The sequence below is a fragment of the Stenotrophomonas sp. GD03794 genome, from assembly GCF_029842145.1.
GTDB classification, from domain to species: Bacteria; Pseudomonadota; Gammaproteobacteria; order Xanthomonadales; family Xanthomonadaceae; genus Stenotrophomonas; species Stenotrophomonas riyadhensis.
Genome location: NZ_JAOCFV010000011.1, coordinates 1 through 15874 on the forward strand (window position 1 = coordinate 1; position 15874 = coordinate 15874).

The following is a 15874-nucleotide window of genomic DNA, read 5'->3' on the forward strand; positions in this document are numbered from 1 at the left end:
TGCATGACCATGGTCATGCGGCATTGGCCGGGGTGATTGGCTACCATTGTCACCCCGTCGCTGCCGCGACGGCATCCAGCCACGCCGCGCCCGCGGCCCCGCCAGACAACTCCCTCCCCGCTGCCCGTGGTGCCGTGAACGCGCCGACGGGCCCGCATGTCCCTGCGCGCGCAGGGCGCAGGATGCCCCATGTCTGTCGCCGAAAATTCCCGCTTCCGTCGTGCCCGCCTGTTATGGGCGGTGCTGGCCATCGCCCTCGTCGCCGTTCTGGCGTGGTGGCTGTGGCCCCGGAATGGTGCCGGCAGCAGCGACGATGCGCCGGGCAAGACGGTGCCGGTACGCGTGGCACGCGCCAGCGCCGAGCCGCTGGTGCTGCGCCTGAAGGCGGTCGGTACGGTCACCCCGCTGCACAGCGTGGTGGTACGCAGCCGCGTGGATGGCGAACTGCTGCGGCTGCATTTCCAGGAAGGCCAGCAGGTGAAGGCCGGCGATCTGCTGGCGCAGATCGACCCGCGCCCGTATGAGGTGAAGCTGGCACAGGCGCAGGGTACCCAGCAGCAGAATCTGGCCGAGCTGGAAAACGCCGAGCGCCAGCTGCAGCGCTACCGCGAACTGCAGAAGCAGAACTACGTGTCCGGGCAGGAACTGAGCGACCAGCAGAGCAAGGTGCGCCAGCTGCAGGGCCGCCGCCTCAGCGATCAGGCGTCTGTTGATGAAGCGCGCCTGCAGCTGCAGTACACCCGCATCACCGCGCCGGTCAGTGGCCGCGTCGGGCTGCGCCGTTTGGACGTGGGCAACCTGGTGCGCGCCAGCGATGCCGAAGGCCTGGTGACGCTGGCGCAGACCGCGCCGATCAGCGTGCTGTTCACGGTGCCCGAACCCGAGCTGCCTGCGCTGCTCGATGCCGTGCAGGCGCAACCGGCACTGGCGGTGGAAACCTGGGACCGCGAAGAACGCCGGCAGCTGGCCCGCGGCTCGCTGTCCAGCGTCGACAACCGCATCGATACCACCACCGGCACGTTGAAACTGCGTGCGCACTTCGACAACCACGATCTGGCGCTGTTCCCCAACCAGTTCGTCAACGTCCGCCTGCAGCTGGGCGAGCAGCCCGCGCTGCTGATTCCCGATGCCGCCGTGCAGTTCGGCAGCCAGGGCAACTACGTGCATATCGTCGACAAGGACAGCAAGGCACAGCGCCGCACCGTGGTGCTCGGTCCAGCCGATGATGGACGCGTGGCCGTGCGCTCCGGGCTGGCCGCAGGGGACAAGGTGGTGATCGAAGGCATCGACGGGCTGGAAGACGGCACGGCGGTGGAGATCATCACCGAGGAGGCCGCGACCAAGGCCGGCGCATGAACCTCTCGCGCCCGTTCATCCTGCGCCCGGTCGCAACGACTCTCCTGATGGTGGCGCTGCTGCTGTCCGGCGTGCTGGCCTATCGCCTGCTGCCGGTGGCGGCGCTGCCGCAGGTCGATTACCCGATCATCCAGATCACCACGCTGTATCCGGGGGCCAGCCCCGAACTGACCACACGCACCATCACCGCACCGCTGGAGCGCCAGCTCGGCCAGATTCCCGGCCTGAAACAACTGTCGTCGACCAGTTCCGGTGGCGCCTCGGTCATTACCCTGCAGTTCGGGCTGGAGGTGTCGCTGGGTGTGGCCGAGCAGGACGTGCAGGCCGCCATCAACGCGGCGGGCAGCTTCCTGCCCGGGGACCTGCCGGTGCCGCCGGTGTACCGCAAGGTCAACCCGGCCGACACCCCCATCCTGACCTTGGCGGTGACCTCGCAAGGCCTGTCGCTGCCGCAGGTGCACGATCTGGTGGATACGCGCATCGCCCAGCGCCTGGCGCAGTTGCCCGGCGTCGGCCTGGTCAGCCTGGCCGGTGGCCAGCGCCCGGCGGTGCGCATCCAGGTCAATCCAGCGGCGCTGGCCGCCAACAACCTGGGCATGGACCACATCCGCACCGCCATCGCCGCCGCCAACGTCAACCTGCCCAAGGGCAGTTTCGATGGCCCGATCCGCGCGGTGATGCTCGATGCCAACGATCAGATGCGCAGCGTGGATGAGTACCGTGCCCTGGTACTGGCCTGGCGCGACGGCGCGCCGCTGCGGCTGGGCGATGTAGCCACCATTGCCGATGGCGCCGAGAACCGCCAGTTGGCTGCGTGGAGCGGTACCACGCCGGCAGTGCTGGTGAACATCCAGCGCCAGCCCGGCGCCAACGTGATCGCCGTGGTCGAGCAGGTGCGTACGCTGCTGCCGCAGCTGCAGGCCACGCTGCCCGCCGGCGTGCAGATGAATGTACTGAGCGACCGCACCGAATCGATCCGCGCGTCGGTGCGCGGCGTGCAGAAAGAACTGGTACTGGCCATCGGCCTGGTGGTGCTGGTCACCTGGGTGTTCCTGCGCAATCTGCCGGCCACGCTCATTCCCAGCGTCGCGGTGCCGCTGTCGCTCATCGGCACCTTCGCGGTGATGCTGCTGGCCGGCTATTCGCTCAACAACCTCACGCTGATGGCGCTGACCATCGCCACCGGCTTCGTGGTGGACGATGCCATCGTGATGCTGGAGAACATCGCCCGCCATCTGGAGGAAGGCGAAAGCCCCCGCGATGCAGCGCTGAAAGGCGCAGCCGAGATCGGCTTCACCCTGGTGTCGCTGACTGTTTCGCTGATCGCGGTGCTGATCCCGCTGCTGTTCATGGCCGACCTGGTGGGTGCACTGTTCCATGAGTTCGCAGTGACACTGGCTGTAGCCATCGGCATTTCGCTGGTGGTCTCGCTGACGCTGACGCCGATGCTGTGCGCGCGGTTCCTGAAGCCGCACGCGAAGACTGCACATGCGCCCGATGTCTTCGACCGCGTCATCGGCCTCTACGACCGCCAGCTGCGCTGGGTGCTGCAGCGCCAGCCGCTGATGCTGCTGGCCACCGTTGCCACCCTCGCACTGACCGTGGCGCTGTACTTCGCCGTGCCCAAGGGTTTCTTCCCGGTGCAGGATGCCGGCCTGGTGCAGGGCATCAGCGAAGCGCCGCAGGCGATCTCGTTCCAGGCCATGCGCGAGCGCCAGCAGGCGCTGGCGGCGGCCATCGAAGCCGACGAGGCGGTGGCCAGCGTCTCGTCCTACATCGGCGTGGACGGCAACAATGCCACGCTCAATACCGGCCGCCTGCTGATCGAGCTGAAACCGCACGGCGACCGCGATGGCGCCGCCGTGGTGATGGCGCGCCTGCAACAGCGCGTGTCGAAGATCCCCGGCATCACCCTGTACCTGCAGCCGGTACAGGAGCTGGGCATCGAAGACCGCATCAGCCGCACCCAGTACCAGTTCACCCTGACCACGCCGGATCTTGAAACACTGGAACGCTGGACCCCGAAGCTGCTGCAGGCGCTACGCCAGCAACCTGCACTGCGCGATGTCGCCAGCGATCTGCAGATGCAGGGCCGGCAGGCGCGCGTGGCGATCGACCGCGATGCGGCGGCGCGCCTGGGCGTGAGCGTGGAAGCAGTAGCCGATGCGCTGTACGACGCCTATGGGCAGCGCCAGATTTCGACCATCTTCACCCAGGCCAGCCAGTACCGGGTGGTGCTGGAGGCCGATCCTTCACGACAGCCCGGGCCGGAGGCGATCACGGGCCTGCGTGTGCGCAGCAGCAGTGGGCAGACCGTGCCGCTGGGTGCGGTGGCGCGGGTAGAGGTGGGTCCGTCCGCACTGCTACGCAATCACGTGGGCCAGTTCCCGGCGGCCACGCTGTCGTTCAACCTTGCCCCGGGTGCTTCGCTGGGCGAAGCGGTGGAGGCTGTGCACGCCGCGCGCGCACAGGTGAACCTGCCGCAGAGCATCGAACTTCGCCTGCAGGGTGCCGCAGCGGCCTTCAGCAGCTCGCTGTCGTCCACACTGTGGCTGATCCTGGCCGCGGTGGTGGTGATGTACATCGTGCTGGGCGTGCTCTACGAGAGCTTCATCCACCCCATCACCATCCTCTCCACCCTGCCCTCGGCCACCGTCGGTGCGTTGGCGGCACTGTGGGTAAGCGGACGCAGCCTGGACCTGATCGCGGTGATCGGCATCGTGCTGCTGATCGGCCTGGTGAAGAAGAACGCGATCATGATGATCGACTTCGCGCTGGACGCGCAGCGCACACGCGGCATGTCACCGCGCGAGGCGATCCATCAGGCCGCGCTGCTGCGCTTCCGGCCGATCCTGATGACCACGCTGGCCGCGCTGTTCGGCGCAGTGCCGCTGATGCTGGCCAGCGGTTCCGGCGCCGAGCTGCGGCAGCCACTGGGCTGGGTGATGGTGGGGGGGCTGCTGGTCAGCCAGGTACTGACCCTGTTCACCACGCCGGTGATCTACCTGGCCTTTGATCGCCTGCAGCGTGGCCGTGCGACGTCCCCGGTGGCCGTTGACGAGGCGAGCGCGTGACCCCCATCGCGCGCCTGGCGCAGGCCTGCGTGCAGCGCCCGGTAGCGACGATCCTGCTGGCGGTGGCGCTGGTGCTGGCCGGCCTGCTGGCATTGCGCCTGTTGCCGGTGGCGCCGCTGCCACAGGTCGATTACCCGGCCATTGAAGTCAGTGCCAGCCTGCCCGGCGCCTCGCCCGAGTCGATGGCAGCCACCGTCGCCACGCCGCTGGAGCGCGCACTGGGCAGCCTGCCCGGCATCTCACGCATCGACTCGGCCAGCACCCAGGGCCAGACCCAGATCGAACTGAAGTTCGTACTCGGCCGCGACATCGATGAGGCAGCGCGTGAAGTGCAGGCCGCCATCAATCTTGCACGCGGGCAGTTGCCCAGTGGCATGCCCGGCATGCCGCAGTACCGCAAGGTCAATCCCTCACAGGCACCGATCCTGGCGCTGGCACTGACCTCGGACACGCGTTCGCCAGGCCAGCTGTATGATCTGGCCTCCACCGTGCTGGCGCAGAAGCTGTCGCAGGTACCGGGCGTGGGCGAAGTGCAGGTGGGCGGCAGCGCCTTGCCCGCCGTGCGTGTATCGCTGGACCCGAATGCACTGAACCATGCAGGCCTGGCGCTGGAGGACGTGGCCCAGGCCATCGGCCGCGCCAACGCCATGCGCCCGCTGGGTGCCGTGGGCGATGACCGCCAGCAGTGGCAGCTGGAAGCGCCGCTGCAGCTGCGCCAGGCCGCGCAGTACCGCGAACTGGCATTGAAGGTCAGCGACGACCGCACGCTGCGGCTGGGCGATGTCGCCGCCGTTGCCGATGGCGTGGAAGACCGTTACGCCAGCGGCTTCCACAACGAACGCCCCGCCGTGCTGCTGATCGTCAGCCGCCAACCCGGCGCCAACATCATCGCCACCGTTGATGCCATCCAGGCGCAGCTACCGCAACTGCATGCGCTGTTGCCCTCCAGCGTGGACATGCGGCTGGTGATGGACCGCTCGCCGGTGATCCGCGCCACCCTGCACGAAGCAGAGCTCACGCTGGTGCTGGCGATCGTGCTGGTGGTGCTGGTGGTGCTCGGCTTCCTCGGCCACTGGCGTGCAGCGCTGGTGCCCAGCGTGGCGATTCCGGTGGTGCTGTTCGGTACGCTGGCGCTGATCGCGCTGATGGGCTTCTCGCTCAACACGCTCTCGCTGATGGCGTTGATTGTCGCGGCGGTGCTGGTGGTGGACGATGCCATCGTGGTGCTGGAGAACATCGCCCGCCATCGCGAACTGGGCGCCGACCGCTGGCAGGCGGCAGTACGGGGTGCATCGGAAGTCGGTGCCACGCTGCTGTCGATGAACGTTGCACTGGCCGTGGTGTTCGTCTCCATCCTGTTCCTGGACGACTTCGTCGAACGCCTGTTCCGCGAATTCTCGTTGACCCTTGTGGCGGCCATGACGGTCTCCGTGCTGGTCGCGCTGAGCCTGGTGCCGATGCTGTGTGCACGATTGTTCGTGGATGCCGCGCAGCAACCCTCGCGCTGGCAGCGGGGCAGCAATGCGCTGTTCGAACGTGTGCGCAGCGCCTACCTGCGCACGCTTCAGGCCAGCCTGCGCCGGCTGCGCTGGCCGTTGCTGGCCTTCGTTGCAGTCATCGCGCTTAACACGTGGCTGTTCCAGCAGGTGCCCAAGGGCATCGTGCCCAAGCAGGACACCGCGCAGCTGCGCGGCTTCGCGCGCGGCGATGACGGCCTGTCCTTCCAGGCCATGCAACCGAAGATCGATGCGTACAGGAAGCTGTTGCTGTCCGATCCGGCCATCGAGGAAATCATCGGCTACATCGGTGGCAGCAACGGGGTCAACAACGCCTTCATCATGATCAAGATGAAGCCGATGGCCGAGCGCAAGGTGTCCAGCCAGCAGGTGATCGACCGCCTGCGCGCGCGGCTGCCCAAGCTGCCCGGCGGCAATCTCTATCTGTGGGTGGACCAGGACATCCGCCTGGAGGGCGCCGGCAGCAGTGGCAAGTACGAGTTCCAGCTGCTGTCGGCCGATACAGCACCACTGCGCGAATGGGCGCCGAAGGTGGCGGCCGCGCTGCGTGGCCTGCCCGAACTGGTTGACGTGGAAGCACAGGGTGAAGCGGGCATGCGCCAGGTGGTGCTGGATATCGACCGCGAAGCAGCCGCGCGCCACGGCGTGGACCTGCGCACGGTGGCCAACATGCTCAACAACTCCTTCAGCCAGCGCCAGGTCGCCACGCTATACGACAGCCTCAACCAGTACCGCGTGGTGATGGAGCTGGACCCGAAGCACACCCAGGACCCGGGCACGCTGTCACGACTGCAGGTGATCGATGGCAACGGCCAGCGCATTCCGCTGTCGAGCATCGCCAGCTGGCGCTATGGCATGGTACCGGACCGGGTGTACCACAGCGAGCAGTTCGCCTCGATCTGGATCGAGTTCGCGCTGGCATCGGGGGTGGGCCTGGAACAGGCCACGCAGGCGATCGATGGTGCGATGTCGAAACTGATGCTGCCGCGTTCGGTCCAGGGAAAACTGTCCGGTGAAGCCGGCGGGCTGGATCAGCTGCGCGCGCGCCAGCTATGGCTGGTGCTGGGCGCCACGCTGGCGGTCTACCTGGTGCTGGGCATCCTCTACGAGAGCTTCCTGCAGCCGCTGGTGATCCTGTCCACCCTGCCTTCGGCCGGTGTCGGCGCGCTGCTGGCGCTGTGGCTGTTCGGCAACGAACTGAACCTGATCGCGCTGCTCGGTCTGTTCCTGCTGGTCGGTGTGGTGATGAAGAACACCATCCTGCTGGTGGACTTCGCGCTGGCCGGCGAGCGGCGCGGGCTGAGCGCGCAGGATTCAGTGATGGAAGCCGCGCGGTTGCGCCTGCGGCCGATCCTGATGACCTCGCTGGCGGCGCTGCTCGGCACGCTGCCGCTGATGCTGGCCAACGGCGAAGGCTGGGAGCTGCGGCAACCGCTGGGCATTGCGATTGTCGGCGGCTTGCTGGTCAGCCAATGGTTGACGCTGTACACGACCCCGGCGATGTATCTGGCGTTGGCGAGGATTCGGGCGAAGCGGTGAAGGTGGGGCGGGGAATTCATCCACGCGTGGCGTGGATCTACCGTCAATGCCGCACGACGAACCCGCCGGACCGGCCGCTGGATGGCGCCTGCAGCTCCTCGTTGAAGGCTGCCTTGATGGCCTCGACCACCACGTCACGGTCCATGCCCTCACTGGTCACCAGCGCGTCGGCAACGTGCTGGGCAACATCTGCAAGAATTCGCCCCCAGGCACGTTCTTCGCGGATGTCGGGGCGATCCTCGTACAGCCCCACTTTCAATGATGCATGCAGCCCGCGCTCAGCGATCCACACGCGAATCATCTCGACCGAAGATTCGTCGCGTTGGGCAGCTTCAGGGATGATCAGTTCTTTCATGGCGGCAGCCGCAAGGAGAAGTGATCGCATTGTGGCCCACATCCATACATGGCGTGGATCTACTGCGGACCTTGAGTAGAGTCGAGCTTGCTCGACTGCCGTTGGTGCACGTTTTTCCGCAGTCGAGCAAGCTCGACTCTACGTGTCCAAGGCGGATCATCGCACTGTGCGGACTGGACCACTTGGCGTGCCGGGTGCGACCCGACGGGCCCGCGACAAATGTGGCCTCCAGCGGGTCGTAGCCGTCATTGCCGGGGACGGCGAATCGTCCACGCATGGCGTGGATCTACTGCCACCCCGGCGATGTACCTGGCGCTGTCGCTCATGCGCAGCGCCAGGCGCATCGCCGGTGCAGATGGGCCGGTCTCCAACTCCGACCGGCCCTGATCGCGGCCGCACCCCCGCAGGCGCTGGCCGCCATCCACACACGTGCCGCACTCAGGCGGCTTCCATCAAGCTGCTTCGGACACCTTCACGTCGCGACGGGCGCGCACGGCCGCAGCCAGTCGCTCCAGCACCGTCACGGTGGTGTCCCAGTCGATGCAGCCATCGGTGATGCTCTGCCCATAGACCAGCGGCTGGCCTTCCACCAGTTCCTGGCGGCCACCGACCAGATGGCTCTCGATCATCACGCCAACGATGCGCTGTTCGCCGTCTTCCAGCTGAACGGCGATGTCGTCGATCACCTTCGGCTGGTTCTCCGGGTTCTTCAGGCTGTTGGCATGGCTGGCGTCGATCATCAGACGCGTCGGCAGCTTGGCCTTGGCCAGCACCTGGCAGGCCTCGGCAACACTGCCTGCGTCGTAGTTCGGCTGCTTGCCGCCGCGCAGGATCACATGGCAATCCGGGTTGCCGGTGGTCGACACGATGGCGGTACCGCCCTGCTTGGTGACCGACAGGAAGTGATGCGGATTGGACGCGGCACCCACCGCGTCAGCGGCGATCTTCACGTTGCCATCGGTGCCGTTCTTGAAGCCGACCGGGCACGACAGCCCCGAGGCCAGCTCGCGATGCACCTGGCTTTCGGTGGTGCGTGCGCCGATCGCGCCCCATGCCACCAGGTCGGCGATGTACTGCGGCGAGATCACGTCGAGGAACTCGACACCGGCCGGCAGGCCGAGCTTGTTGATGTCGCGCAGCAGGCCGCGGGCGATGCGCAGGCCCTTGTCGATCTTGAAGCTGCCGTCCAGGTCCGGGTCGTTGATCAGGCCCTTCCAGCCCACCGTGGTGCGCGGCTTCTCGAAGTACACGCGCATGACGATTTCAAGTTCCCCGGCCAGCGCGTCACGCAGCGGCTTCAGGCGCTGGGCGTACTCGATGGCGGCCTTCGGGTCGTGGATCGAGCATGGGCCCACCACCACTGCCAGGCGGTCGTCACGGCCATGCAGGATCTGGTGCAGGGCCGCGCGCGAGGCGCTGACGGTGTCGGAGGCTTCATCGTCACAGGGCAGCATCGCCAGCAGCTGCGCGGGCGGTGTCAGCGGTTCGATGGTGCGGATACGCAGGTCGTCGGTGTGCGGGGGCATTGCAGGAGATCTCCGGAACGTTGGGGGTCCCCAGCGTGGCGGCATGAAAAAAGCCGCCAGGTTCGCTGGCGGCTTTCGGGAATGCGTCTGAAGCTTTCTTCAGGGTGAGCGCAGTCCTTCCTCCGCCAGTGGCTTCGGAAAGTAATACCAGTAAAAGCGGGTGGCGGCTGCGTTCATGGGATCTATTGATAGCACAGCTTTTGCGCAGTGCAAAATGTTTCATCCGCAACTGGGGACGCGGTTCAGCGAGGTGCGCGCCAGCCCTGCCTACGCGGCAGCAGCCACGCAATGTTGCTCATTTGCCATGCACTTCCACGTCCAGCAGCAGGCCCTCATGGATGTCGGCCCAGCGCTCCAGCACGCGGTCCAGCTCCAGCCTGGCCTCGTCCAGCTGCTCGGGATTAAGCAGGGAACGCGCGGTGTAGAGGTCGGAGACCAACTGCCGCAGGACCGATTCCGGGATGGCCACCGACGGCCCTTCCAGCCCCGGCAACTGCAACGCCGGGCTGTCGCCAAGAGGGCCGAACAGCGTGACCTGGAGCGTGCTCTGCATGATCGACTTCCCTGCGGATGGACATGGGCAATGTCCTGTTTACCGTGTCTGGGTGACAGGCGCATGTGCCACTCATGCCGAGGACCGGGATCTGTCGGCGTCTGCCACGCCGCTACAACCCCGCCAGGTCGGCCAGGTGCTGGTCCATGCTGTCCACCGCGCCTGTCGCATGGGTAGTGGTGAAGTACGCATGCCAGCCGGTCGCGGCAATGCCGGCGACCAGCGCATCGACCTCCTCGCGGCTGGCGCAGCGCCAGACCGCATAGAACTGCTCATCGCTGCCGTGCGGTACGTCCGTGGCAATGCGGCCCATCGCCAGCGGCGTGATGCGGGCTGGATCGAACTGCTGCATGCCGGCTCCGATACGAGCGAAGAAGGCATTCCGCTGCTCGGGCGGGAGTGCGGTCCAGGCAGGTGTGGCGGTGTAGAGCTCGATGAAGGTATGGGACATGAGGTTCTTCCTTGAGGTTTACGAGGTTGCGGGGTTGCCGGCCAGCGGCCGGCACTACCGGAACGAGCGCAGTGCGCGTTTGCGGATGTAGGTGTTGGCGTCGCTGTGGCGCTCGTGCTGCCAACGCGTGCACAGCTCGCGCAGCCACTGCGGCCGAGTCTTGCCGGCGTCATTGAGCCAGTTGCCGACCGAGTCCTGCACGTAGCGTTCCGGGTCGTCAGCCAGTGCTTCCAGCAGCGCGGAAGCATGCTCCGGGTGCTGCTTGAACAGCGCGATATGCGTGGCCCAGACACCGCGCGGACGCAGTGCTTCACAGGCAAAGCGACGCAAGTACGGCGACGCTTCCAGCGTCCACGGTTGCAGGTACTCAAGCGCCTGCATCGGCGCGGCAACGATGTCCGTGCGTAGCGCCAGCCACGCCCATTCGCGCACACCGAAGTGTGGGTCATCGGCCAGCGTGCGCATCTGCTGCAGCTTCTCTGCCAACGTTGCGCGGGCATCGCTGCCGATCAGGTAGCAGGCCCAGCCGCGCACGGTATCGGAGCGGTGATGCTGCCAGAGCAGAGGCTCGCCCTGCCCCGCCTCACGCAGCAGTTGCGCGGCCAAGGCCATGCGCAGCGTGATGCCCTTGCCTGAGGCATCCCGCATGCGCTGCAGCGCTTCCGGTGCAAGCGCAGTCGCCACCACCTGCAGCAGTGCGGCGAAATCCACTGCCAGGCATTCGCCCAGATGGGTGGCGGGGACGTTGCCGGTGTTGAGTTCATGCAGCCGTTCCGCCGCAATCGCCGGGCTCATGCTGCGGGCTCTCGTCCAGCATCGGTGTGCTGCCAGACCTTGTGCAGCAACCGCGACAGCTGCTGCTGTTCATCGGTGTCCAGACCATTGAACAGGCCACCGATCCACTGCGTGTGCTGATCGAACAGCGTCTCGGCCAAGCGTTTTCCCTGTGCGGTCAACACGATCTGGAGACGACGGCCATCTTCGGGATCGCTGCGCCGCTGCAGCTGGCCTTCGCGCTGCAGGCCATCGAGGAGGCCGCTGATGGTGGCGCGGGTGACGCCAGCGCGCTCGGCAAGCTCATGGGGCGGCAGCGTGCCACCGGCGCCGTGCAGCAGGAACAGCACGATGAAGCGCCCTTCGCTGAGCCCATGTGGCGCCAGCCGGGTGGCGCAATCGTGGTCGATGGACGACGACAACGACAGCAGCTGGAAGCACAGGCGCAGCTGCGCGACATTGGCATGGCCGCGTCGCAGCGCCTCTTCCAGCAGGGCATTGTGCTTGGCTTCGATCATCATCCATACCGATATGATTAGGCGCCTAATCATAAATCGAAAGGGCGGGGCCGCGTCAATCCGTACGTGCTGTCAGGGAGCCGTCCCCAGCAGCAGGCGGGCGATCAATCCACCGCCATCACGTTGCAGCAGCTGCAGTTCGCCTGCATGCCGCCGTGCCACGTTGGCCGCCACTGCCAGCCCAAGTCCCGCTCCGCCGGTGGCGCGACTGCGCGAACTCTCGCTGCGCTGGAACGGTTGCAGCAGGCGTACACGGTCGCCCTCGGCGATGCCCGGTCCGCGGTCCATCACATCCAGCTGCGCCCTGCGCCCCACCACCGCGACCCGCAGTTCCACTGCGCCGGCATAGCGAGCGGCGTTGTCGATGAGGTTGTCGATCGCCCGCCGCAGCAGGAGCGCATCGCCCTGCCAAGGCAGCACGTCCGGTCCCTCGGCGGAGATTTCGATGCCGCGCAGGAGAGCACTCTGCACGCACTCTTCCAGCAACGCCGCCAGGTCAAGCCGCCGCAACTCCAGCGGTTGCAGTTCGCCGCGTGCGTAGTCGAGCACCTGCTCGATCATCGTATCCATGCGTTCGATGTCGGCCACCATCCGTGCGGCCTGTGCCGGTGGTGCGAACTCCGCACGCAGGCGCAGGCCGGTCAGCGGCGTGCGCAGGTCGTGCGCTACAGCAGCCAGCATGCGGGTCATGTCCTGTGCCTGTTCGCGCAGCCGCCCACGACCCGCGCTGATCGCCGCAGCCAGCACCTGCACTTCGCGCGGGCCGTCATCCGGCAAGGGTGTGTCGGCCTGCAGATCCACACGTGCACTGGCTTCGGCCAAGCGTCGCAACGGGCGCCCCAAGCGGATTGACGCCCATGCTGCCAACGGCGCCAGCAGTACGGCACCGCCCAGCAGGGCAAGCACCACCTGGCGGCGCCAGGCCGCCAGATCGCTGTGATCGCTGCCCACCACCCGCCAACGGCCATCGGCCTGGCGCACGCCCAGTTCGAACGGCGGCCATTGCATGGCGGTCAGCACTGCTGACTGCGCCTTCAGTACGCCGGCCCGCGCCGTGGCATCCAGCACCGCGCCACCTTCGATGATCTGCACATCGGGCGCCTTGCCTTGTCCACTCCATACCAGCCGAACATCCTCCACCGGCGAGCCCAGCTGCAGCGCCGCCAGCTGCGTAAGCCAGTCGCTGGCGCTGCCTTGCGGCGGCGCTGCCTGCGTCGCCAGATGCAGGCCCAGCGACGCCGGCGCCTGTTCCCCCCGCAGCACCTGCGTGGCCTGGTCCAACCGCATCGGCGGCGGCGCGGGGCGTGGCATCCAGCCCACCACCGCGACGCTGACCAGGGTGGCCAGCAACAGGCTGGCCAGGGCCAGCACCGCGATCCAGCGCGCAGTGGACCAGCGCGTATTCACAGCACCTGGACCTCGGTACCGAAGCGATAGCCTTCCCCGCGCAGTGTCTGCACCAGGGTTTCAGCGCCGGGCACAGCGTGTCCCAGCTTGCGGCGCAACCGGCTGATCGCCAGATCGATGGCACGATCGACGCTGTCGCTGGGTTCGCCGTGCATCAGCTGCAGCAACTGCTCGCGGCCGAGCACCCGCCCGGGGCGCTCGGCCAGCACCAGCAGCAGGGAGAATTCACCACGGCTCAAGGCCAGCTCAGCGCCATCCGGCGTGATCAGGCGGCGCTGCCCAGGAAGCAACCGCCATCCAGAAAAGCGCAGCTCGTTGGCCACCTGCTCACGCAGCTTGTGCTGGCGGCGCAACAGCGCCCGCACCCGTGCCAGCAGCTCACGCGGATCAAACGGTTTGGCCAGGTAGTCGTCTGCCCCCATCTCCAGACCGATCACCCGGTCCGGCGCGCTGCCCATCGCCGACAGCATCAGGATCGGGATCGCCCGCGCCTGCAGCCGGCGGCAGACCGACAGGCCATCCTCGCCGGGCATCATCCAGTCGAGGATGATCACGTCCGGGCGCTCGGCCTGCAGCAGCACATCCAACGCTGCCGCACCGCCCGCCACCCGCACATCGTAGCCATGCAGCTGCAGGCAGTCGGCGATGGCATCACGGATGCTGGCGTCGTCATCGACAACGATGACCCGGGCGGGAGCGTTCATGGGGTCAGTATCGGGCCGTTGTGTATCAGGACGGTATCAGCGCCGATATTCCCGCGATACGCCAGGGCGCGCCAATGGTCGTCATCGATCACTACGGAGATGGCCCTTGCGCCTCACCCTGCTTCCCCTGCTTCCCCTGCTTGCCCTCCCGCTGCCTGTGCTGGCAGGCGATGCCCCCGAACACGTGTTGCCGATGTGGATGCAGGGCGGGCATCCGGCCGTGGCCGTCTCGCTGGACGGGCGTGCGGAGCCGTTGCGCTTCGTGGTCGACAGTGCAGCCGGTGCGACCCTGGTGGATGACCGCGTGACCCGGCGCTATGGTCTGGAGGACGCCGATGCAGCGGTGTCGCATGCGCAGGGTGCCAGTGCGAAGACGGCCCAGCTGCGACGGATGCGCAGCACGTCCTGGCGGCTGGGCAGCTGGCAGCTGCAGGCCAGTGGCGTTCAGGCCGATCTGTCCTCGTTGGCGAAGGATGATGAGGCGGTCATTGATGGCCTGGTCGGCAATGACCTGACCGGACGCTGGGATACCCGCTGGGACTTCGGCCGCCAAGAGCTCGCGCTGTGGACCCCGGGCCGGCTCGCGCTGGATGGAAACGGGTGCCAGGCCAACGCGCTGCCGGATCGCAAGGCTGGATTGCGCCACTTCGGTTTCATCACGGTGGCACTGGGTGATGCCGGTGTGGAAGCCATCACCGTGGTCGATACCGGCGCGGCGCAGACCGTGCTCAATGCCGAAGCCGCACGCGCATTGGGCGTGCGTACCGACGGCAGCGACCAGCGCGTGCGTGTTCGCGGGAAAGGCACTGAAGGCCTGGGTGGCGGAAGCCAGGCCACCTGGCTGTACACCCTGCCCAGCATGACCAGCGCTGGCTGGCGACATCCCCCGATGGAAGTACGGATCAGCGAGCTGCCGGTATTCAAGGCCATTGGCCTGGAGGCACGGCCGGCGCTGATCCTCGGTGCCGATGCAATGCGCGGCGGCCAGGTGGACATCGGTGCCGGCGCCGCACGGATCTGCCTGCGTCGGCCGGCCAACTGAGCAGCGGCCGGCGCCTGCGAACGTGCTACCAGTCCATCACCTTCGGCGCCGGCCCCGGATGCGACGGGAACAGCGGCAGCACCTCCTCCGCCAACTCCTGCAGCACGTCGCCGGCAGGACGCGCGGCGAACTGGATACCCAGCGCCGCGTGATTCACGCCGGCGCGCTGCCAGGCCTGCAGCAGGTCGATGAGGCCCTTGCGGCCGGTGCGCAGGGTATAGCCCCCTTGCAGCGGCGTGCGTGGATGATCCGGGTCATCCACCAGGTCGATCCACTCGTTGGTCATGTGCGGACGGAAGCCGCCATCCGGAATCAGCGCGCGCCAGGCGCCGATCTTCGCGGCCAGCCGCTGCGGACCGGCGTTGTCATGGGTGGCCTCTGGATAGGTCAGCCACCCATCGGCATGCTGGCCGATCCACTCCAGTGGCTGACGTGCGCCACCGGTGACAACCAGCGGAACGCGGCCACTGACCGTGGGCGGCAGCAACTGCACGCCCTGCTCGGCCCAAGCATGCGTCATCCGCCCACCCACCCCCGGTTGCAGCCAACGGCGCATCTCATTCATGGCGATGGCGAAGCGCTCTCCGCGCGCCGCGTGCTCCACCCCATAGGCCGGGAACTCCAGCGGTCGATCACCGGACGCCACACCCATCACCAGCCGCCCACCGGACAGCTGATCGATCGACGCCGCCGCCTTGGCCAGATCGATCGGGTGGCGCAGCGGCAGCACCACACTGCCGGTGGCCAGGGCCACGCGCTGCGTGCGCGCTGCCAGCCACGCAAGGTAGGTGAATGGATCGAACAGCTGGCCTGCATCACCGAACAGCGGATCGAACAGCGGTACGTCACGCACCCATACCGCAGCGAAGCCATGGCGGTCGATCTCCTCCACCAGCCGCGCCTGGCCCTGCAGCACGGCCATGTCGCCCTGGTAGAAACGCAGCGGCAGGTAGATGCCCAGGGTCAGCGCGTCGGCGCGGAACATGCGCTGGTAGCCCGGGTGCGTGGCAAAGGCGGGCGCCGATGCGCCCGGCATCGCAAGGGAATCATTCATCAGC

At 67.3% G+C, this 15874-nt stretch carries 13 protein-coding genes; 4 read left to right on the forward strand and 9 right to left on the reverse strand.

Features of this window, described 5'->3' with window-relative positions:
• The first annotated feature begins 189 nt into the window (after nt 1-189).
• Genes N5D91_RS08230 through N5D91_RS08240 form a run of 3 tightly spaced genes read left to right on the forward strand, consistent with a single transcriptional unit; the run spans nt 190 to nt 7486 of the window.
• Nucleotides 190-1356 (forward strand): MdtA/MuxA family multidrug efflux RND transporter periplasmic adaptor subunit, encoded by a 1167-nt coding sequence (locus N5D91_RS08230; protein WP_012512239.1) that lies wholly within the window; start codon nt 190-192, stop codon nt 1354-1356.
• The gene (locus N5D91_RS08235) at nt 1353-4430 is read left to right on the forward strand and encodes a multidrug efflux RND transporter permease subunit (RefSeq protein WP_180854001.1); all 3078 of its coding nucleotides are present in this window, start codon (nt 1353-1355) and stop codon (nt 4428-4430) included. Before N5D91_RS08230 ends, N5D91_RS08235 begins: the two co-directional genes overlap by 4 nt.
• A complete protein-coding gene (locus tag N5D91_RS08240; protein WP_180854002.1) occupies nt 4427-7486 on the forward strand; it encodes an efflux RND transporter permease subunit in 3060 nt (1019 codons plus the stop codon). Before N5D91_RS08235 ends, N5D91_RS08240 begins: the two co-directional genes overlap by 4 nt.
• A 43-nt stretch (nt 7487-7529) precedes the next feature.
• Here the strand turns inward: N5D91_RS08240 and N5D91_RS08245 are convergent, their stop codons facing one another.
• The 8 genes from N5D91_RS08245 to N5D91_RS08280 form a co-directional block, all read right to left on the reverse strand.
• Nucleotides 7530-7841 (reverse strand): DUF5076 domain-containing protein, encoded by a 312-nt coding sequence (locus N5D91_RS08245; protein WP_080356512.1) that lies wholly within the window; start codon nt 7839-7841, stop codon nt 7530-7532.
• Nucleotides 7842-8293: 452 nt separating this feature from the next.
• Nucleotides 8294-9367 carry a 3-deoxy-7-phosphoheptulonate synthase gene (locus N5D91_RS08250; RefSeq protein WP_071227875.1) on the reverse strand — a complete coding sequence of 358 codons (1074 nt, stop codon included), beginning with the start codon at nt 9365-9367 and terminating at the stop codon, nt 8294-8296.
• 295 nt (nt 9368-9662) lie between these two features.
• The gene (locus tag N5D91_RS08255; protein WP_180854003.1) at nt 9663-9920 is read right to left on the reverse strand and encodes a hypothetical protein; all 258 of its coding nucleotides are present in this window, start codon (nt 9918-9920) and stop codon (nt 9663-9665) included.
• Between the two features lie 112 nt (nt 9921-10032).
• Complete coding sequence (locus N5D91_RS08260) at nt 10033-10371, reverse strand: DUF6616 family protein (protein ID WP_180854004.1); 339 nt, start codon at nt 10369-10371, stop codon at nt 10033-10035.
• A 54-nt stretch (nt 10372-10425) separates the two neighbouring features.
• The gene (locus N5D91_RS08265) at nt 10426-11166 is read right to left on the reverse strand and encodes a DNA alkylation repair protein (RefSeq protein WP_180854005.1); all 741 of its coding nucleotides are present in this window, start codon (nt 11164-11166) and stop codon (nt 10426-10428) included.
• Complete coding sequence (locus N5D91_RS08270; RefSeq protein WP_110713900.1) at nt 11163-11663, reverse strand: MarR family transcriptional regulator; 501 nt, start codon at nt 11661-11663, stop codon at nt 11163-11165. The genes N5D91_RS08265 and N5D91_RS08270 overlap by 4 nt, the downstream gene beginning before the upstream one ends.
• A 72-nt stretch (nt 11664-11735) precedes the next feature.
• Entirely contained in the window at nt 11736-13034 is a 1299-nt protein-coding gene (locus N5D91_RS08275) for an ATP-binding protein (RefSeq protein ID WP_180854027.1), read from the reverse strand.
• A gap of 32 nt (nt 13035-13066) precedes the next feature.
• On the reverse strand, nt 13067-13774 hold the full coding sequence (locus tag N5D91_RS08280; protein WP_097048632.1) for a response regulator transcription factor: 708 nt from the start codon (nt 13772-13774) through the stop codon (nt 13067-13069).
• A gap of 106 nt (nt 13775-13880) precedes the next feature.
• Between N5D91_RS08280 and N5D91_RS08285 the strand changes: the two genes are divergently transcribed.
• Nucleotides 13881-14816: a retropepsin-like aspartic protease gene (locus N5D91_RS08285; protein ID WP_180854006.1), complete on the forward strand. Its 936-nt coding sequence runs from the start codon at nt 13881-13883 to the stop codon at nt 14814-14816.
• Between the two features lie 25 nt (nt 14817-14841).
• On the opposite strand, the gene N5D91_RS08290 is transcribed toward N5D91_RS08285, so the two are convergent.
• Nucleotides 14842-15870, reverse strand: coding sequence for an LLM class oxidoreductase (locus N5D91_RS08290; protein WP_180854007.1), 1029 nt, complete (start codon nt 15868-15870; stop codon nt 14842-14844).
• Between the last annotated feature and the right edge of the window lie 4 nt (nt 15871-15874).